This is a genomic window from Pyxidicoccus caerfyrddinensis (genome assembly GCF_010894405.1).
Classification (GTDB): Bacteria; Myxococcota; Myxococcia; order Myxococcales; family Myxococcaceae; genus Myxococcus; species Myxococcus caerfyrddinensis.
In genome coordinates, this window is record NZ_JAAIYA010000003.1 from 338,944 (window position 1) to 358,333 (window position 19,390).

At 70.3% G+C, this 19,390-nt stretch carries 18 protein-coding genes; 5 read left to right on the plus strand and 13 right to left on the minus strand.

What is annotated here, in order from left to right:
• Positions 1 to 88 precede the first annotated feature (88 nt).
• The 3 genes from G4D86_RS08510 (at position 89) to G4D86_RS08520 (ending at position 2,973) form a co-directional block, all read left to right on the plus strand.
• The gene (locus G4D86_RS08510) at positions 89 to 1,135 is read left to right on the plus strand and encodes a sensor histidine kinase (protein ID WP_163991417.1); all 1,047 of its coding nucleotides are present in this window, start codon (positions 89 to 91) and stop codon (positions 1,133 to 1,135) included.
• A complete protein-coding gene (locus G4D86_RS08515) occupies positions 1,132 to 1,905 on the plus strand; it encodes a LytR/AlgR family response regulator transcription factor (protein ID WP_163991419.1) in 774 nt (257 codons plus the stop codon). The genes G4D86_RS08510 and G4D86_RS08515 overlap by 4 nt, the downstream gene beginning before the upstream one ends.
• A gap of 117 nt (positions 1,906 to 2,022) precedes the next feature.
• Positions 2,023 to 2,973 carry a TolB family protein gene (locus G4D86_RS08520; RefSeq protein ID WP_163991421.1) on the plus strand — a complete coding sequence of 317 codons (951 nt, stop codon included), beginning with the start codon at positions 2,023 to 2,025 and terminating at the stop codon, positions 2,971 to 2,973.
• Positions 2,974 to 3,025: 52 nt separating this feature from the next.
• Here G4D86_RS08520 and G4D86_RS08525 read toward each other — a convergent pair whose 3' ends face one another.
• From G4D86_RS08525 to G4D86_RS08555, 7 genes are all read right to left on the minus strand, one after another.
• Complete coding sequence (locus tag G4D86_RS08525) at positions 3,026 to 3,454, minus strand: hypothetical protein (RefSeq protein ID WP_163991423.1); 429 nt, start codon at positions 3,452 to 3,454, stop codon at positions 3,026 to 3,028.
• Positions 3,455 to 3,512: 58 nt separating this feature from the next.
• The gene (locus tag G4D86_RS08530) at positions 3,513 to 4,430 is read right to left on the minus strand and encodes a beta propeller repeat protein (RefSeq protein ID WP_163991425.1); all 918 of its coding nucleotides are present in this window, start codon (positions 4,428 to 4,430) and stop codon (positions 3,513 to 3,515) included.
• Between the two features lie 84 nt (positions 4,431 to 4,514).
• Positions 4,515 to 5,231 carry an ABC transporter ATP-binding protein gene (locus tag G4D86_RS08535; RefSeq protein ID WP_163991427.1) on the minus strand — a complete coding sequence of 239 codons (717 nt, stop codon included), beginning with the start codon at positions 5,229 to 5,231 and terminating at the stop codon, positions 4,515 to 4,517.
• Between the two features lie 18 nt (positions 5,232 to 5,249).
• Positions 5,250 to 6,722, minus strand: coding sequence for a hypothetical protein (locus tag G4D86_RS08540; RefSeq protein ID WP_163991429.1), 1,473 nt, complete (start codon positions 6,720 to 6,722; stop codon positions 5,250 to 5,252).
• Positions 6,723 to 6,743: 21 nt separating this feature from the next.
• Complete coding sequence (locus tag G4D86_RS08545) at positions 6,744 to 7,463, minus strand: outer membrane lipoprotein-sorting protein (protein WP_163991431.1); 720 nt, start codon at positions 7,461 to 7,463, stop codon at positions 6,744 to 6,746.
• A gap of 29 nt (positions 7,464 to 7,492) precedes the next feature.
• A complete protein-coding gene (locus G4D86_RS08550; RefSeq protein WP_163991433.1) occupies positions 7,493 to 8,713 on the minus strand; it encodes an ABC transporter permease in 1,221 nt (406 codons plus the stop codon).
• 38 nt (positions 8,714 to 8,751) lie between these two features.
• Positions 8,752 to 9,969, minus strand: coding sequence for an ABC transporter permease (locus G4D86_RS08555; protein WP_163991435.1), 1,218 nt, complete (start codon positions 9,967 to 9,969; stop codon positions 8,752 to 8,754).
• A 234-nt stretch (positions 9,970 to 10,203) separates the two neighbouring features.
• On the opposite strand from G4D86_RS08555, the gene G4D86_RS08560 reads away from it, so the two are divergent.
• Complete coding sequence (locus tag G4D86_RS08560; RefSeq protein ID WP_163991437.1) at positions 10,204 to 11,685, plus strand: sensor histidine kinase; 1,482 nt, start codon at positions 10,204 to 10,206, stop codon at positions 11,683 to 11,685.
• Positions 11,682 to 13,037, plus strand: coding sequence for a sigma-54-dependent transcriptional regulator (locus tag G4D86_RS08565; RefSeq protein WP_163991439.1), 1,356 nt, complete (start codon positions 11,682 to 11,684; stop codon positions 13,035 to 13,037). Before G4D86_RS08560 ends, G4D86_RS08565 begins: the two co-directional genes overlap by 4 nt.
• Positions 13,038 to 13,041: 4 nt before the next feature.
• Here the strand turns inward: G4D86_RS08565 and G4D86_RS08570 are convergent, their stop codons facing one another.
• The 6 genes from G4D86_RS08570 to G4D86_RS08595 form a co-directional block, all read right to left on the minus strand.
• On the minus strand, positions 13,042 to 14,199 hold the full coding sequence (locus G4D86_RS08570) for a serpin family protein (protein WP_163991441.1): 1,158 nt from the start codon (positions 14,197 to 14,199) through the stop codon (positions 13,042 to 13,044).
• A gap of 59 nt (positions 14,200 to 14,258) precedes the next feature.
• A complete protein-coding gene (locus G4D86_RS08575) occupies positions 14,259 to 15,182 on the minus strand; it encodes a hypothetical protein (protein WP_163991443.1) in 924 nt (307 codons plus the stop codon).
• A gap of 136 nt (positions 15,183 to 15,318) precedes the next feature.
• Positions 15,319 to 16,140: a lipoate--protein ligase family protein gene (locus G4D86_RS08580; RefSeq protein ID WP_163991445.1), complete on the minus strand. Its 822-nt coding sequence runs from the start codon at positions 16,138 to 16,140 to the stop codon at positions 15,319 to 15,321.
• Between the two features lie 481 nt (positions 16,141 to 16,621).
• Positions 16,622 to 18,481, minus strand: coding sequence for a penicillin-binding transpeptidase domain-containing protein (locus tag G4D86_RS08585; protein ID WP_163991447.1), 1,860 nt, complete (start codon positions 18,479 to 18,481; stop codon positions 16,622 to 16,624).
• An 88-nt stretch (positions 18,482 to 18,569) separates the two neighbouring features.
• A complete protein-coding gene (locus G4D86_RS08590) occupies positions 18,570 to 18,773 on the minus strand; it encodes a hypothetical protein (RefSeq protein ID WP_163990893.1) in 204 nt (67 codons plus the stop codon).
• Positions 18,774 to 18,796: 23 nt separating this feature from the next.
• Positions 18,797 to 19,252, minus strand: coding sequence for a hypothetical protein (locus tag G4D86_RS08595; protein ID WP_163991449.1), 456 nt, complete (start codon positions 19,250 to 19,252; stop codon positions 18,797 to 18,799).
• Between the last annotated feature and the right edge of the window lie 138 nt (positions 19,253 to 19,390).

A 19,390-nucleotide genomic window follows, 5' to 3' on the forward strand; every position in this document is an offset into this window, starting at 1 on the left:
GGCTGTGGGGAATCAAACGCCCGTGCGGCGGTCGCTGTAAATGGGCGATAGCCAACAGTGAAGTGCCAAGGACGCATACACTTTGCATATGACACGCAGTATCAACTGGCGATGGTGGTTGGCCGCGTTCGCCTATTGGGCCCTCTCGGGTCTGGCGGCCGCGAGCGAAGCCCACGACGTGGGAGGTGCCACCTGGGAGCACGCGCTGCTCACCTGGGGAAGCTCCAACGTCCTGTGGACGCCCATTACAATTGCCATCCTATGGTTCGGGCTGCGCTTCCCGCTGGAGCGGCGGCACCTGACCTCACGCGTCACGCTCCACGTGGCCGGTGCGCTCGCGGTGTCGCTGTTCCGCGCGACGGTCATCTTCCTGACGGAGCCGTGGGTCGGCTGGTACAGCCAGCCTCCCGCCTTCCTCGACGTGCTCGCGCACGCGCTGCTCTACAACCCGTTCATCTACCTCACGATTCTCGGGGTGGCGCACGCCGTCTACTACGCCGACCAGGTCCGGCTGCGGGACACCCAGCTCGCCCGCGCGCAGCTGCACGTGCTCAAGGCACAGCTCCATCCGCACTTCCTCTTCAACGCGCTCAACTCCATCTCTGCCATGGTGCATCGGGACCCGCGCGGCAGTGAGCGGATGATTGCGCGGCTGAGCGCGCTGCTGCGTGGAACGCTCGACGCGGCCACCCGGGAGGAGGTCACCCTCCAGGACGAGCTGCGCACCCTGCAGCTCTACCTGGACATCCAGGGGGTGCGCTTCGCCGACCGGCTGACGGTGACGCAGGACATCGCGCCGGAGACGCTCGCCGCGCACGTCCCCCATCTCGTCCTCCAGCCCCTGGTGGAGAACGCCATCCAGCACGGCATCGCCCCGCGCTCCGCGCCAGGCACGGTGACGGTGGCCGCGCGCCGCGAGGGCCCCGCGCTCCTGCTGGAGGTGCGGGACGATGGCGTGGGCCTGAACGCCGCGCCCGCGCCCACGCACGCGAGCAGCGGGAAGGGGCTGTGGATTACCCGCGAGCGGCTGCAGCAGCTCTACGGCACGGACCATCGGCTGGAGTTGCGGGACGCGGCCGGCGGGGGCGCTTCGGTGACGCTCGCCATCCCCTTCCGCACGGTGCCGTCCACATGACGCCGCGGACGCGGGTGTTGATTGTCGACGACGAGCCGCTCGCCCGCGAGCGCCTCAAGGACCTCCTGTCGGAAGAAGCCGACATGGAAGTCATTGGCGAGTGCAGGGACGGCCGCGAGGCCATCGCGTCCATCGAGGCGGTGCGTCCGGACCTCGTCTTCCTGGACGTGCAGATGCCAGCGCCCGACGGCTTCGGCGTCCTCCGCGCGGTGGCGCCCGAGAAGCGGCCCACCGTCGTCTTCGTCACGGCCCACCGCGACTTCGCGGTGCAGGCGTTCGAGGCCAACGCGCTCGACTACCTGCTCAAGCCGTTCGACCAGGAGCGCTTCCGCATGAGCCTCGCCCGCGCGCGCGAGCGGCGGCGCTCCCCGGCCACGGACCTGTTGGAGCGGCTCGAGTCGCTCTCGCTCCCCCGGCCCCCGGCGCAGGAGCGGTATGCGACGCGGCTCATCACCAAGGTGGGCTGGCGCATGCGCTTCCTGCGCGTCGAGGACATCGACTACCTGGAGGCGGAGGGGAACTACGTCTCCGTGCACCTGGGGAAGCAGTCGTACCTCGCACGGGAGACGATGAGCGCGCTGGAGGAGAAGCTGGACCCCGCGAAGTTCATGCGGGTCCACCGCTCGCTCATCGTGCGGCTGGACCGCATCGAGGAGGTGGAGCCGCTGCCCCCGGGCGAGTACGTGCTGCTCCTTCGTGACGGCACGAAGCTGACCACGGGCCGGAGCTACCGGGCGCGGCTGCAACAGGTGCTCGATCTGTCCTCGTGAAGCGGGGCCGCATGCGCGGCTCCACCGTTCGTCCCAGGGCCTCCACCGTTCGTCACATCGGCGTCGACCCTCGTGCGAGGCGGGGCGACTGTCTCCAGACAACAAAGGAGACGTCGCATGCATACGTCGCTCAAGCAGTGGTCCATGTCCCTCATCCTCGCCATGTCGTCGGCCACCGTGGCGTGCAATCCCCCCGAGCCCATCGTGCCGGACGAGGCGTGGGAGACGGGCGAGGCCGCGCAGCCGCTGGGGCCCGCGGCCTGCGAGCCGGGAGGCAGCCTCTTCGCACCCGGGGAGATTTCGCTGCCGGAGCGCTCGGAGTACCGGCTGTCCATCTCAGCGGACGGGCGGACGGCGTACTACCACGTCGACCACGAGGCGCCGCCGTACCAGACGATTTACGTGACGCACCTGCGGAATGGGCACTGGACTCCCGGCGAGGTGGCGCCGTTCTCGGGCACGTACCAGGACTCGGACCCGTTCATCTCTCCGGACGGCCGGTCGATCTACTTCTCGTCCATCCGCCCGGTGGATGGCGTGCTGCGCGACGACACCGACCTCTACGTCGTGCGTCGCGTCGGGAGTGGGTGGGGGCCGGCCGAGCACCTCGGGCCCAACGTCAACTCCGTGCGGCAGGAGTTGTACGCGAGCGTGACGAACGACGGGACGCTGTACTTCGCGAGCGGCACGTTCGACTCGGACTTCGAAATCTACCGCTCGGTGCGCACGCGGACGGGCTACGCGCCGGCGGAGAACCTGGGCCTTGGCGTGAACAGCCCGGACACCTGGGAGTACAACCCGTGGGTGTCTCCGGATGGGCGGCTGATGGTCTTCGCCACGCTCAACCGGCCGGATGGGTACGGGCTGGGTGACCTCTACGTGAGCTACAACCGCGGCGGCACGTGGTCGCAGGCCATCAACCTGGGCCCGGCGGTGAACACGGAGAAGGACGAGTTCCACCCCCTGGTGAGCCGTGACTTGCGCCAGCTCTACTTCGTGCGGCAGACGTGGAACCCGTTCGTGCCGTCCGACTTCTACCGCCTCGACACGCGCTGCCTGTTCCGCTGAGCCGTGACGGTGGGGTGCCCACGCAAGGGGGAGGCGTGGGCGCCTTGCTTCCCTACCAGGGGATGCTGCACGGGAGCGTCTTGTACACCACGGCGGAGGGGGCGCCGTTGGCGTCCACCGCGTAGGCCTCCACCCTGAGCGACCAGAGGTACTCCTCTCCGCGGATGGGGGCGCGCGGGCAGTAGAAGTGCTCGATGTTGGCACCCTGGTACCAGCCGCTCACGTAGACGTTGCCGCTCCAGGACTGGGTCTCGGTGGTCTGCCAGTAGTACGTGTAGGGCGCGGGGCCGCTGCTGACGGTGTTCGTGAACACGGTGTCGCCCGTGCTGATGTTGCGGGTGAACGTCAGGTAGGACGTCAGCGACTGCTCGCTGCTGCCGTACTCGGGCGCGGTGCCTTCCTCCAGCGTGGGAGCGCCGCACGCATACAGCGAGCCACTGACCACGACGAGGAGCGCCTGACGGGACACGAGCTTCAGCATGGTGCGTTCTCCAGAGGCACTGCGGGCACGGACGACAGGGAGGACGCGCCCGCCCGTTTCAGTCGAGGCGCTCCCAGATGCCGTTGTCCTTCAAGCGGAACACACCTCCGCTCTTGATGGAACACAGCCCCAGGTCTCCGGCGGAGAGGAGCATGCGGCAGGAGGTGTCTTCTTCCTGCTCGTCGCTGTCATCCGCCAGGGCGGAGAGGCGGCTCTCCCCCGTGAGCTTGAACACGCGGGAGTCCGTACGGACGAAGACCTCACCCTGATGGAAGCACACGTCCCGGAGGTCCTCGTGCCGGCCCGTGTCGAGCGCCTCCCACCGGCCCCGCCGTCCACGGACCAGCGCTCCCTCCTGGCCGACGATGTAGACGAGCCCCTCCTCGGTGACGGTGACGGCGCCCAGGTGCGCCCGGGTCGGCGAGTCCTCACGACTCCATCCCTCACCGGTGCGGACCCAGATTTCACCCTTCCACCCCACCGCGTAGACTTCGTTCGCGGAGCGGCCCGCGAGGCCGGTGAAGTGGACGACGCCGTCCTCGACACCCGGTACGGGGGCGCTCAGGTCGGTCCACCGTCCATCCACTTCACGGCGCAGGACTTCCCGGCCCAGGCCGCACGCGTAGATGGCGTTGTCGATGGTCGCGAGGAGGGTCACCCCGATGTGCCTGGGAATGCGCGACAGCGACGCCTGCATCCCTTCCGCCCACGGGCGCAGCTCGCACAACTTGCCGCCCTCGCCCAGGGCCAGGACGAGCCAGGTGGACTCACCCGGAGGGCGCGCGGCCGTCATGCTGAAGGTCGTCCAGTCCGGCCTCGTCTCGAACGGGTGCCACTGCCCGTCGAGGTACATGCTGAACACGCTCTGGGGCTTGCCGACGGCCGCCAGGTGGAAGTCCTCCGCCGCGACGAAGAGCGGTCCGTCCGCGGCACCCGCCACGCATCCGCCGATGAACCTGAATCGCTCCGTATCCAAGTTGCATTCTCTCCGTCGGAGCACCGTAGAGGCCCGAGCCCGGCCAGGCAAGCGGCAGGGCCCCCGGGCTCCGGGTGCGGACCCTCACTGCGCGGAGGCGGCCAGCTCCAGCGCGTGAGGGCGTTCCACGTCGTCCATCCGGAAGCCATCCGCCAGCCGCACCACGCGCCGGGCGCGCTTCATCACGCGAGGGTCGTGTGTGGAGAAGAGGAACGTGACGTGGTGCGTGCGGTTGAGCTCCTCCATCAGGTCCAGAATCTGCTCGCTCGTGACGGAGTCCAGGTTCGCAGTCGGCTCGTCCGCGAGGACGATTTGCGGCTGCGTCACCAGGGCGCGGGCAATGGCCACTCGCTGCCGCTGGCCGCCGGACAGCTCGTCGGGGCGGTGCTTCAGCACGTGGGACAGCCCCACGTCCTTCGCGATGCTCAGGGCCCGGGCGCGCAGGGTGGAGCGCGGCTCGTCGCGGATGAGGCAGGGGAACTCGATGTTCTCCAGCACGTTCAGCACGGGGATGAGGTTGAACGCCTGGAAGATGAAGCCAATCTTCCGGTTGCGCAGCTCGGCGAGCTCGTTGAAGTCGCGGTCGCCAATCTCGCGCCCCTCCAGCTTGTACGAGCCGTGCGTCGCCTGGTCCAGGCAGCCGATGATGTTGAGCAGCGTCGTCTTGCCCGAGCCCGACGGCCCCATCACCACGGTGAACTCGCCCTCCTCCACGTCCAGGTCCACGCCCCGGAGCGCCTCCACGGTGGTCTTCCCCAGCTGGTAGCTCTTGTGGATGTCCCGCATCTCGACGATGGCCATGGTGTTCCTTTCGCTTCGTTAGAAGAAGGCGCGAGCGCTCATCAGCGCGCGCCAGTCGGTGGAGGAGAGCGCCAGCTCTCCGTACGTCCTGCCGCCCACCTCCACGCCGTTCAGCACGGGCAGTGGGATGTAGGCGGCGGCGGTGAGCGTCAGCCAGTCTCGGGCCGACCAGCTCAGGGATGGGCTGAGCTGCCCGGAGAAGTCCCCCAGGCTCAGCACCAGCGATGCGCCCGCCGTGAAGTCGTCATGAATCTGCGGCTTGCTGTAGCTGACGAACAGGTAGTGCCGGCGCAGCGGGTCGAAGCTGTACCGCTGCGGCGTCCCCGGGTCCGAGGCCGCGCCCGAGCCGCCCAGCACGCCCGCGATGCTCGCGGCCAGCGCCGGATTCGCGCGCGCCAGCTCGCCCGCGGCGGCCATCGTTCCCACGTAGCGAGCGAAGCCCGCGGAGTCCAACCCGTCCGCGTGGAACGCATACTCAGCCGACAGCATCGCGCTGTCCTCGAAGAGGTACCGCGCGCCCAGGAGCACCTGCGGCCGCAGCCGTCCGTCATGCAGCCGGGGGCGCGAGGCCAGCGCCACATCCCGCGCCACGCAGTCCGCCAGCGCTTCCGCGCTGCCCGTGCATGCGGGCTCCAACTCCAGCCGCGTGGAGCCCGTCTGGAGCAGCGCCTCGCCGTGGACCTCCAGCCCGCCGAAGACGTGCGAGACGGACAGGCCCAGCCGGTGCTTGTGCGTGAAGGCGTCGTTGTAGAGGTGGGTGAAGGCGTAGACGACGTTGATGTCCGTGTCCGCCACCAGCGCGTAGGCGCGCGCGGCCACCGCGTAGTGGGCCTCGTCGTCGCGGTCGTCCGCCACCAGGCCCTGCTCGGCCTCCGCCGTGGGCTGGTCCGGGTAGACGAGCAGCGCGGTGGGCAGGCCCGCGTACTGCCGCAGCACCTTGGCCGCGCCCACGAGCGAGAAGGTGAAGCGGTCGAAGGGCAGCTCCACCCGCGCCAGCCACGCGCCGGCCCGCTGCGCCGCCGGGTCGGTGGGGTCCTTGGGCGGGTTGAGGAAGTCCGTCGGGTTCTGCGCCAGCCCCGCGCCCCACACCACGCGCTTCTTGCCCACGGTAAGGCTCAGGTGCGGCGTCAGCGCCCAGTCGCCATACAGCTCGCTCACCACGATGGAGGGGCGGTACTCGGGCAGGTCCCGCTCCACGCCTTCGACGAGGCCGGCGCGCTGCCAGAAGAGGGACACGTCCGTGTTCAGGAAGGCTTCGGGGGTGAAGCGCAGCTTGAGCTGGAGGTTGCCCTCGGTGAGGTTCGTCAGCGCGGGCTGGCCCTCGCCGGGCAACATGCGCTCGGAGAGGATGCGCGCGTAGGTGAAGCGGCTGTCGAGGTAGCCCGTCGTCGTCACCTCGAGCGAGTGAGACGACTCGGCCGCGGGCGCGTCCTCGACGGGAGCCTGCGCGAGGAAGGCGGCGGTGAGCAGCGAAGGGAGCAGGGGCATCATGGCGCGCACTCGGAAGGGGTTTCAGCGGCCCAGGTCGTCGAGGACGAAGCGCCCGTTCGGCAGCGCGTCGCGCAGCTCGAAGCGGTCGAAGGTCAGCTCGCTGAAGCGCTGGGTGACAATCATGTTGCGCATGAGCACGCGGGCCGGGCGGCGCAGTCCGCCGAAGTCGCGCACCTCGGTGAACTCGGCGGTGCGCAGCAGCTTGCCGCTGACCGTGTAGTACTCGCCCTTCAGCGGGACGCCGTCCGCCTTGCTCAGCCAGAGCTTGATGCGGTCATACGCGGCGTCCTCCGTCTTCGCGTGCAGCTCCAGCACCCACGCCTGCTCTTCCTCGGCGAGCAGCTTCGCTTCGTAGTCCCGCGTGTAGTTGGTGCGCAGCACGTCCGCGTTGTTGAAGTCACCGCCCTGGAACGAGTCGCGGTTGGCGATGCGCAGCGCCCGCTTGAGGTTCGGCATGTAGACCCAGGAGTTGTCCCCCACGCGGAGCATCTCCTGTCCGCGCGAGGCGGCCGGCTCCTGGAACCAGGCGCGGAAGCGGTCCGTGCCGGACTTCATCACCTTCATCCGGTACGTCCGCGTGCTGCCGTCTTCGCGGTGCGCCGTCATCACCATGACGGCCTCGAAGCTCGCGGGCCCCATGACGGCGTCGTACTGGCGGAGCAGCTCCTCCGGGGACGGTGACGCGGCGGAGGCGGCGAGGGGAAGCAACGACAGACACAGCAGGAGTGCGAGTGACTTCATGGAGGTCTCCAGGCGAAGGAGGGCCGCGCTCACAGCGAGCGCAGCGCCTCGACGGGGTGCAGGCGCGCGGCGCGCAGCGCGGGGAACACGGCGGCCACGACGGCGCCGAGCGTGGAGGTGAGCAGCACCGCCGCCAGCAGCCGCGGCGTGAGGGCGGGGATGATGGTGTACGGGGCGGTGCCGCCGGGCATGGCCATCTGGAAGCCGCCCCGTGCGGCGGACACGGCCACCTGCGCGAAGACGAGGCCCGCGCCGAGCACTCCCCCGAGCAGCGCCTGGAGCGCGGCCTCCAGGAGGAACAGCCCGCCCACCTGCCAGCGGCGGATGCCCACGGCCAGCATGGTGCCAATCTCGCGGGTGCGCTCCTTCACGCTCATCCACATGGCGTTGGCCACGCCGAAGACGGCCAGGATGATGCACACCCCGACGATGATGGTGAGCATGACCTGCTGGGTGCGGATGCGGTCCACGACTCCCGGGCGCAGATCCGCCCAGGTGTGCACCTCGTATGTGTCCCCCAGCGCCGCCCGCAGCCGCGCCGCCACCGCGTCCACCTCGTCGCGGTCCTCCACCGCCACCACGTACTCGGTGACGCGTCCGTCCATGCGCAGCAGCCGCTGCGCTTCGGCGAGGGGCAGGGACAGCGTGCGCTTGGACTCCTGCGGGTTGAGGCTGATGACGGTGCCGACGAGGTCCAAATCGAGCGCGTTCTCCTTGTTCTTCTGCGTGGTGGCCTGGAGCACCAGGGACGCTCCGGGCTTCAGCTCCAGCGCGCTGGCCAGCTCCTGGCCCATCACCGCGCCCTGGGGCGCGTCCGCGCTCACGGGGCGGCCGTGCACCTCGCGGTGGGCCAGCGGCAGCACGTCCAGCTCGCGCGCGGGGTCCACGCCCTGGCCGACCACGAGCGTGGCGCGCGAGCCGTTCGACACCTGCCCGGAGAAGGCGATGCGCGGCATCACCTCGCGCACGCCGGGCACGGCGCGCAGCTTCGCCTCCAGCGCGGTGTCCCGCGGCAGGTCCAGCTTCAGCGGCTGGTTCTCCTTCAGGTCGAAGTAGCCGCGGCGGTGGACCTGGATGGCGCCCACGCGCGCCTCGACGACGTCGTCGACGGCGGCGTTCTGCATGCCCTTGATGCGGGCGCCGAGGAACAGGCTCACGGCGACGCCGAAGAGGATGGCGCCGGTGGTGATGGCGTTCCGGGCCTTGCTGCGGGTGAGGTTGCGAACGGCGAGCGTCAGCAGGGGTGACATGGCTTGGAGCTCCGGTGGGGCGCGGAAGAAGAGGGCCTTCAGTTGCCGGCGAGGGCCTGCACGGGACGCAGGCGGCTGGCGCGCCAGGCGGGGTAGAGCGAGAAGAGGGCCGCGCCCACGACGGCCACCGCGACGAGCAGGGCCAGCTCCCCGGGCGGCATCGCGGGGTGCACCTCGATGGGGATGACGCCCTTGGCGCCCATGGGGACGAAGGAGAGGCCCTTGCGCCCCAGGTGCGCGACGACGGCCATTCCAACGAGCGCGCCACCGGCTGCACCGAGGAGGCCCATCACCGCCGCCTCGGCGAGGAAGAGGGCCGCAATCCACGAGCGGCGCACGCCCACGGCCATCATGGTGCCAATCTCGCGGGTGCGCTCCAGCACCGTCATCAGCGAGGTGTTGGCCACACCCAGCAGCATCAGCACCAGGAACACCGTCGTCACCGTGGAGGACAGGTTGCCCATGCGCTCCATGGCGTCCTTCGCCACCGGGGCCACCTCGTCCCACGTGTGCACCTCGTACTCGGGGCCCAGCTCGGCGCGCAGGCGGCCGGCCACCTCGGGGGCACGGTCCAGGTCCTTCACCGACACGGCCAGCTCCGTGGCGCGGCCCTCCATGCGGAGCAGGCGCTGCGCCATCGCGAGCGACACCTGGCCGAAGCGCGCCTCACCGGGGCCGAGCGCCAGCAGCGTGCCGCTCATCTTCGCGGCCTCCGCGTTGAGTGCGCCGTCGCGGTCCGCCGCGAGCAGCACGGCCTCGGTGCCCGGGTGCAGGCCCACCGCAGACGACAGCGACTCCGCGAGCAGCAGGTCCGCGTCCTCCTTGAAGGTGGAGCCTGGCAGCCGGGTGAGCGCCCGCCGGGGGCACACCGCCTGCTCACGCTCGGGGTCCAGCCCCAGGGCCGTGAAGAAGAGGCTCTCGTCGCCCACGCTCATCGTGCCGGAGAACTGGAGCCGGGGGGCCACGGCGGTGACGCCCTCCACGTGACTCACGCGGGAGAGGAAGGCGTCGTCGGCGGGCACGTCCAGCGAGAGCGGCGTGGAGAGGACGTTCTTCACGTAGCCGGCGTGGTGCACCTGCACCGCGCCCGTGGCGGCGGTGACGAACTGCACCACGATGCCGCGCTTCATCCCGTTGACGAAGCCGTGGACGATGACGGTGATGCCCACGCCCACCACGAGTGCCGCGAGGGTGAGCGCGGTGCGGCGGCGGTTGCGCAGGACGTTCCTGCAGGCGACGGTGAAAAGGGTCCACATGGGCGGGGCGGCTCCGGCTGGCGATTCGGCGGAGCGGCCCTTGAGCACGGCGCATGCCAGGGCCCTTCTCGCTGGAGCCGAGGCGCGGATGGCCCGCCGAGGTGTCAGGAGAGCCGGCGGAGGGGTGCCGGATTTCCTGACAGGTGGCTGGGGAGCGAGGGCCTCTTCCCTCTTGGCTCGCGGCCCTGGCCGGTGAGGCCCGGGACGTGCACCATGGGTCCCCGGAGGATGGCCTTGAGTACGAACCCCTCATCCGACGCAGAACTGGCGCTGCCCCCCGACATCCAGCAGCTCATCACCCCCCGGGGGCTCCTGAAGATGGGGCTCTCGCGCCTGGCCTTCGCCCTGGGGTTGTTCGTGGCGCTCGGCTTCGTCGTGAACAGCGGCATGGTGCTGTGGCGCAAGCTCATCCTGGGAGGCATCGCCGGCGGGCTCGGGCTGGCGCTCTTCAGCTTCTCCGTGACGGTGCTCGTGACGGGGGGGGCGCCCCACCGGAGGCGGCGGATGCTGACCGAGCGCGTGGTCCAGCACCTGCGCGAGCAGCACCCCTGGGTGCTGCGGCCGGACGTCATGGTGAGCGACTACTGGAGGAAGTGGCAGCCCATGCAGTTCCCGGGCATCACCCAGCGGCGCACGTACGGGGCGCTGGGCGTGTTCCTGCTCCTCTCCTGCGGCGTCATCGTCTCGACGGGCGGCATCCTGAGCCCGGCGCTGCCGCTGCTCATCGTCTTCTGCCTGTTCATCGGCAGCATCATCCCGAAGCAGGCCACGCCTCCCTTCGTCTGGGGCGTGCTGTCGCTCGTCTGGGGGCTTGCCTGGGTGGCGACCCACGGCCTCGTTCCGGGCTACATCCCCGGTGTCTTCGGCGGGGATGCGCTGGTGCCGCAGTCGAAGTCCCTGGTGTATGCGCAGGCCGCCGCGTTCTCCCTCTTCTTGATGTGGAGCGTCTTCGGCGCCAATCGCTTCCAGGTGGTGTTCCTGAGCGCGGTGCAGAAGGCGCTGGATGCGCGCGACGAGGCCCTGCAGAGCCACACCGAGCACGCCGCCACGCTCACCGCGCTGTCCGGGGAGATTGCGCACGAATTGAAGAACCCACTGGCGAGCGTGAAGGGGCTGGCGACGCTGATTGGAAGGGACTTGGAGGGCAAGCCCGCCGAGCGGCTCGCGGTGCTCCAGCGCGAGGTCGGGCGGATGGAGGAAATCCTGGAGGGCTTCCTCAACTTCTCCCGGCCGCTGCTCCCGCTGCATCAGGAGGAGCAGCCGCTGCGGCACCTGTGTGACTCGGTGGTGGCGCTCCATGAAGGGCTGGCCCGGGAGCATGAGGTGACGCTGACCGTCGTGGAGGAGCAGGCCGTCCACGCGTGGTGTGATACGCGCAAGGTGAAGCAGGTGCTCATCAACCTCGTGCAGAACGCGCTCGATGCGAGCCCGGTGGGTGCCACCGTGGAGCTGGTGCTGCTCGGAGGAAGGGAGGCGCGGGTGGAGGTGAGGGACCGGGGGGCGGGACTGCCAGAGTCGGTGCGTGCGCGCCTCTTCGAGCCGGGCGTCACCACCAAGGAGCGGGGCTCCGGCCTGGGTCTGGCGCTGGCGCGCGGGCTGGTGCGGCAACACGGCGGTGAGCTGACGCTGGAGGACCGCGAGGGCGGCGGGTGCGTGGCGGCGCTGACGCTCCCCACGCGGCGGCCCGCGTCCTCGGTGGAAGGAGAGGCGGCATGACGGCGCGGGTGTTGGTGGTCGATGACGACGATGGGGTCCGCTACACGCTGCGCGGCATGTTCGAGGACGCGGGTCTCGAAGTAGAGGAGGCCGCGGACGGCGAGGCCGGCCTGGAGCGCCTGAAGCGCGGCGGCGTGGACCTCGTCGTGTCCGACCTGCGCATGCCGCGCATGGACGGGCTGGAGTTGCTGCGCCAGTCGCGCTCGCTCGTCCCGGTGCCGAAGGTCATCCTCGTCACCGCGCACGGCTCGGAGCGGCACGCGGTGGAGGCGATGAAGCTCGGCGCGCTGGACTACTTCCGCAAGCCCTTCGTCGTGGACGAGGTGCTGGCGGTGGTGCGCCGCGCGGTGGGCCTGGTGCGGCTGGAGGCGGAGAACGAGCGACTGCAGGGTGAAGTCAACCTGCTCAAGTCGATGGTGTTCGCCTCGCAGGCGATGTCGCGGCTCGCGCTGCTCATCCAGCGCGTGGCTCCGCGTGACGTGACGGTGCTGCTCACCGGAGAGAGCGGCACCGGCAAGGAGCGCGTGACGGAGGCGCTGGTGCGGGCGTCGTCGCGCGCGGAGAAGCCCTTCGTGCGGTTCAACTGCGCGGCGCTCACTCCTGAGCTGGCCGAGGCGGAGCTGTTCGGCCACACCCGGGGCGCCTTCACCGGCGCGGTGCGCGCGCGCAACGGCCTGTTCCGCGAGGCGGACGGCGGCACGCTGTTCCTGGACGAGATTGGCGAGCTGGACGCGGCCACGCAGGCGAAGCTGCTGCGCGTCCTCCAGGAGGGCGAAGTCCGCCCCGTGGGCGAGGACCGGGCGTACCGCATCGACGTGCGCATCGTCGCCGCGACGCACAGGGACCTCGCGCAGCGGGTGGCGTCCGGACTGTTCCGCGAGGACCTCTACTACCGCCTCAAGGTGGTGCACCTGCACGTGCCACCGCTGCGGCAGCGGCCGGAGGACATCCCCGTGCTGGCGCGTCACTTCCTGGGCCGCTTCGCCGAGCGCTTCGGCACCGCACCCGTGGCCGTCACCCCGGAGCTGCTGGCGAGGCTCACCGCCCACCCGTGGCCCGGCAACGTGCGCGAGCTGGAGAACGCGCTGGAGAGCGCCGTGGCCCTCTCACTGGACGGCACGCTCGACCTGTCGCTCCTGCCCGGAGGCACACCGGGCAGCGCGGAGCCGGCGGTGCGGGCGGGGCTCAAGGAGCGCGTGGGCGCCTACGAGCGGGGACTCATCGTGGCGGCGCTCGAAGGGGCGAAGGGCAACCGGAGCGAGGCGGCGCGGCTGCTCGACATCAGCCGCGCGACGCTGCACGACAAGCTGCGCAAGTACGGGCTCGCCGCCGGCGAGGAGGACGGCGACTGAGGGACTACGCCTCGGGGTCGACCAGCTTCCCCTGGAACAGCACCGCGCCGCTCCACGTGTCGCGGATGAAGAACAGGAACGGGTGGTCCGCGTGAAAGGGCGTTATCTGCATGATGGCCGACCGGGCCGCCATGACCACCGCCGTGGCTGCCGCCGCTTCGGTGCCCTGCTCGTTCACGTTGAGCTCCGCCTGGTGCAGCACCGCCGAGAGGTTCAGCGGCTCCTTCGTCGTCATGCCCGAGAAGTCCGCGAGGGACGGGTTGAACGCCAGCGGCATCCCCAGGCCGGAGAGCGCGTCGTTCAGCTGGAACGCCGTCGACAGCTTGAACTTCGGCAGCCTCAGCGCCACCTTCCCGCTGTTCAGCTGGGAGGCCCGCTTGTCCAGCACCTGCGCGTCCAGTGACGCCTCGAGCCGGGCCAGGTCGTCCATGCGCTTCGGCAGGGCGATGAGCATGGCCACCTCTCCGCCCTTGTAGGGGAGCTCCAGCCACTGCGCGAGCGCGTCCTCGCCATGACGGAACCGCTCCGTCTGCTGCATCATCGAGACCTTCGCCGTCCTGCGGGACGAGACGTGGAAGGGCACGCCGTCCTGGGTGTAGTCGGCGTTGAACGGGTCCTGCCATTGGCCCTGGAAGTAGATGGCGTTGGTGAGCACCAGCCGCGTGAGGCCATCCAGCACGTCCTTCCTGATGAGCTCGCGAATCTTCTCCCGCGTCTCCTTCGCGACCCAGCGGTTGATGTGCTGGCGCGCGGCCTCGGTGTCCTGCTGGAAGTCCACCTCCTCCAACGAGGCGCCGTAGTGGCTGTTCGTCGCGCCCAGGAAGGAGGGGAGGAAACCGAACCCGCGCTGTCCCCAGAGGCGGTTCGCGGTTCGCAGCTCCACGTTCCCGCTCTTGTTGGCGGCGGCGAGGTGGCCACCCAGCGCCGCGTACGCCTTCTGGAAGGTCGTCTCTCGCACGGCGTCGAGCCCGAGCACCCGCTCCAGCTGCGCCTGCGTCTCCCCGCGCGCGCCCAGCGCCGTCATTGCAAGTGCGAGGGAGAGGCTGGCAGGTGAGTAGAACGTGTTCGCTGGCTTCGCGCCCACCCGGGCATGGAGGGCGGAGGCGAAGTGGTTGCTGGCCGCGGCGCCCGCTCGCATGGCCGCGAAGTTGCTCTCAGACATGACCGGCTCCTCTGGGGAGTCCCCATCCTAGCCGGTCAGTGAGAGCGGGCGCGGCCGTGCTACGGCAGTGCCGCCGTACAGCCGCTGCTCCAGCTGCCGGAGCAGTCGTACTTCTCCGTGGACGGAGTCACCGCGCCGCCCGGCCAGGTGATGGTCGCGGCCTTCCACACGGACCTGGGAGGCAGGTCCTGGATGTCGATGACCGTCACCTGTCCGGCCACGTTGAGGACGAGGCGCCCGTCGGACTCCGGGCTGCCGGCGCCCCAGTGCTCGACCATGACGTGGTAGGTGCCGTTCTCCGGCCGGGCGAGGAGGATGTTCTCCGGGCCGAAGTCGCCGGTGTCGTCCACGTCCTTCTTCGGGTCATCGGCCAGGTCGCCTTGCACGCCCCAGTCCGGCCGGCTCCCCACGCACGAGGTCCACGTGCAGTCCGTGGCGTCGTCGTTGATGTGCCCGCCCGGCTTGATGAGGTGCAGCTCCCAGTCGCTGCCCTGGGCGTCCCAGGACAGCGTCGCGCGGATGTCGGGGGTGATGCAGTCCGTGGTGACGACGCGGGTGACGAGCACGTAGCTGCCCGCCGCGTTGGACCAGACGCACTTCACCAGCTGCTCGCCGCAGAAGAGGGGCGCGGTGAAGCTGAAGTCTCCGGTGTCCGGGTCGGTGGCGATGGGGCCGGCCAGCTCCTGGCCGTCCTCGCCCGCCACGTAGAAGGTGCCGTTGCCCACGGCGTTGCTCACCGTGCCGTCGAACGTGTCCTGCGTCACGTTGCCCGCGTTGTACTCGAAGGAGCTGATGTCCGTGTCCGGGCAGCCCGCGCAGGTGTACTCGCCGGGCTTGGTGCGCGTGGGCGCGGGGTCCAGGGCGGAAGGCGTCCCCGAGTCGGGAATGGGTGGCTCCTTCTCGTCGCCTGAACCGCAGGCCGTGCTCGCCAGCACGAGCCACACCAGGGATGCACGGAGACCACACCGGGAGAGCAACCGCATCTCGACGCTCCTTCGCAGACCCGTCCGACGGCGCGACCTGCGCCGTGCGCCGTGTCATGTCTGTTACGGAGCGTAGGGTGGAACCGGGTTGTGGGGCGTGCTTCGTCTTTCCTGCCCCAGGAGGTCTCGGCGGACCTCAGACGGCGTCGTGCGTCCAGTCCTCTCGGCCGTAGCGCTCCGCGACGAGCGCCTCCGCGCGGGCGCGCACGTACGGCGCAATCGAGATGGAGGTCCAGCTTGCACCGAGGCTCTCGGTGAAGCCCTGCTTGAGGGCCTCCGCGGCTTCGGCGTGGCTCACCTCGCGGCCGGCTGCTTCCTTCAGGTCCATCATCGCCCCGCGCAGTCGCTCCGGCTCCAGGCCGAAGAGGCGTGCGTGCAGCGCGTAGTCCGTCACGAGCGGCAGCGCGCCGTGCTGCATGAAGGCCCCGCGCTGCCGGCGCTGGGCACTGCCCACGAGCTTGCGCCCGTTCACCTTCAGCTCCTTGAGGGCAGGGGTGAGGAAGCACGCGCCGCTGGCCAGATTGCGCTCGGGCCGCGCGGGCTCCAGGTCGGCGCGGACGGCGAAGCGGCTCGCGAGGCCCGCGGCGATGGCTTCTGACAGCAGGGTGTAGTTCTGCTCGATGCTGTCGGTGAACGGCGCGCCCACGCGGGCGATGAAGCTGTACGTCAGCTCTCCGTGGTGCAGTACGCCCGAGCCGCCTGTCACCCGGCGTACCAGCTCGAGTCCCTGCTCCTTCGCGGCGGCGGCATCGACGCTCTCATAGGACTGCGTGCGCCCGAGGCTGAGGCAGCCCGGCGTGAAGACGTAGAGGCGCAGGGTGGGGACGAAGTCCGCCCGCGCGCAGGCGTCATCGAGCAGCGCCTCGTCGAGCGCCATCTGCCAGGAGCCCGGGGATTTCTCGAGAGGCTCGATGACGTTCCAGGCGCGGGGCGCTTCGGCGGGGGAGGACGGAGACATGCGGGCATCCTCTCCACTTCGGTCGGGAACGCAATGCCGGCCGGCGGGCCACTCCAGGCGGGCCTCCCGGTCGGCGAGTGGCCGGAAGGAACGTTCATTCCGCCGGACAGGCCGCCCCGGAAGGCAGGTGGCCGGAAGGAACGTTCATTCCGCCGGGTGGGTCGCCCCAGGAGCCGGGTGGCCGGAAGGAACGCTCATTCCGCCGGAGAGCCATGCCGACGCTGGGTGGCTGGAAGGAACACTCATTCCGCCGGAGAGCCATGCCGACGCTGGGTGGCCGGAAGGAACGTTCATTCCGCCGGAGAGCCATGCCGACGCTGGGTGGCCGGAAGGAACGTTCATTCCGCCGAGCTGGGAGTGCCGACGGCGGCTTCCTGGAAGGAACGTTCATTTCGCTCGGTAGGCTCGCCGGACGCCGGGTGGCTGGAAGGAACGCTCATTCCGCCGCATCCCGGGCCGACAGGGGCAGGTGGCGTCACGCTCACAGGGCCGACGCGAACCTCGCGGCGATGGGGGCGGCGACCCGGCCGCCCACGCCTCCGCCCTCCACCAGGACGGCGAAGGCGATGCCGTTGCGGAAGCCGATGAACCACGCGTGCGTCGGGAGCGGGGGGACGGTGCCGAACTCCGCGGTGCCCGTCTTGCCCGCGAGCTCCGGTACTCCCGCCGCCGCCCTGCCGGTGCCCTCGGTGACGACGGCCCGCATCAACAGATGCAGCGCTCCCCGGGTTCCGTCCGCCAGCGAGGCGCTCGGCCCGTCGTCGAGGTCCGTGACGAGGTAGGGCGCACGCCATCGGCCCGACTCGGCCGCCGCGGCGACGGAGGCCAGGTGCAGCGGCGTGGCCAGCACGCGCCCCTGGCCGATGGAGGAGGCCGCCAGCTCGACGGCGTTGCGGGGCGCGGGGAATGTGCCGCCGGAGGAGGGAAGCCCCGGGTGGTACTCCACGTCGAAGCCGAAGCGGCGGGCCGCCTCGCCGAGCGCCTCACCGCCGAGGTTCGCGGACAGCAGCACGAAGGCGGTGTTGCACGAGTGCGCGAAGGCTCCACGCAGCGTGATGGCACCGAGCGCCTCATCCTCGAAGTTGCGGAAGGACTTCCCCTTCACCGCCACCGTGGGAGGGCAGGGCGCTGGCGCATCCACGCCCATGCCCCGCGCGAGCAGCGCCTCCGTGGTGACGACCTTGAAGGTGGACCCCGGCGGGTAGCGACCCGTGAGTGCCCGGTGCAGCGGCTGCGAGAGCGGACGGCTCGCGATGGCCAGGACTGCGCCCGACTCACTGTCCACCGCGACGAGCGCCGCCGGCTGCGTCACGCCTTCGAGCGCTGCCTCCGCGGCCATCTGCAGCGCGGGGCGCAGCGTGGTGGTCAGCGGCGTGCCCTGCTTTCCCTCGAAGCGGAAGACGACCTGTGCCTCTCCCGACGGGCGCGTGAGGACCACCTCTCCCGAGGGCGTTCCCGCGAGCTGCGGCTCGAAGGCCCGCTCCAGCCCGGACAGGCCCACGATGTCCCCGGGCTGGTACAGCGGGCCCAGTTGCGCGAGCAGCTCGGCCGTCACCTCGCCCACGCGGCCAAGGGTGTGCGAGGCGAAGCCCTCCGAGGGAGACAGCCGGGCCGTCTTCTTGCGGAAGAAGATGCCGGGCACGGGCGCCAGCGCGGGGCGCACGAGTTGGTAGCGCTCGGGGCGCACGTCGATGATGGGCACGAAGTTCGCGGCCGTCGCGCCCGTGGCGTTCAGGGCCTTCTCCACGCGCGCCGGGTCCACCTCGAGCTGCACCTGGAGCGCGGAGGTGACGTCGGCGCGGCTGCGCACGCGTGTCGGGTCCACGCCGATGGTGATGACCTCGCCCACGTGGGTGAGCGGCTCGCCGTATGCGTCCAGCAGCTCCGCGCGCTCCAGCCACGTTCGGGTGCGTGAGTAACGGTCGCCCTCGCGTGCTTCCGGGTGGAGCACGGCGGGAGTCCAGCGCACGAACCAGCGCCCCTCGCGGCGCACGAAGGGCAGCGTGCTTTCAAGCTCCCACTCACCGAGCCCGCGCAGCACGTGGACGGCGCGGAAGGTGGCCCTCGCCTGCTCCCCGTCGCGCTCGACGCGGCCGAGCTCGAAGCGCGAGGAGACGATGCGCAGCCCGTCGCGGAAGCGCTGGTGTTGCTCCTCGAAGCTCGCCGGCGGCCCGGCCACCGCGCGCTTCATGGCGGCTACATCATTGGCGGCCCAGGCACGCAGGTACGCCTCGGCCTCGTCCACCGGCCCGTCCGCGGGCCTGCCTCGCACGGAGGCGCACGCCGACAGCAACAGGGACAGCGCGGCAGCAACTCCCACCCTCCACACTCGCCAGGACATGGCGGCGCACTCTGCTGTGCGTCTGGCGCGGCGTCACGCACGAAGGACGCGATGGCGCCGCCATGGCACACGCGGTGCGTCTGCCTCCTCACGGAGGGAGACACGGAGACACGCCTCGGTTCGCGGTGAAGGTCGTGTCGTTCCGGTAGCGCAGCGTCTGCGACCCGTCGGCCGTGTAGACCCGCGTGTCCACGCGGTACGTCCCGGCGGGGCTGCACGTGGGGACAGCGTCCGGGCAGGGAAGAGGGACGACGTATGGCGGAGCGACGACTCCGGGCGTGGCGTGCTTCACGCCCGGAGCCTCCGTGCGACGTGCTAGCTGTTCGGGGTCCAGCACCTGTAGGTCTGCGTCACCTCGTTCGACACATAGGTGTTGGCGTCGAGGATGCGGAACCGGATGTACTTCGTCCAGTACCTCCCGTACGTGAAGAAGCCGACCTTGCAGTAGTCGTTGTACGAGGTGGTGCCGTTGTACCAGTAGGGGCTCGTCGAGCCGCCCCCGAAGTCATCCACCACCTGCCACTGGTACGTGTACGGCGTCACTCCGTTGGCGCCGCTGCCGGAGCACGAGACGTCAGTCCCCACCCTTGAGCAGTTCATCGTCGCCGTCGGGGGAATGATGTCGAAGGCGGTGACGGTGTCGCCCGTGCCGGCCGCCTCCTGCTCGGCCTCTTCACCGGCGAGGGGTTCGCCACAGGCACCGAGCATGGCTGCCGCCGATATGAGCACGGCGCCGAACTGAAGGTGCTTCACGACACGCTGGATGGACATGAGGTTCTCCTGCGGATGTGGGGGTGCGGCGAGACTCAGTATTCACGAAATACAGGTAAAACTGAACAGCCCATGAAGGCGTGTGCCTGGCGGCGAGGACTCCTCTCCGGGCGTAGATGCAATCCAGTGGCGCGAGAA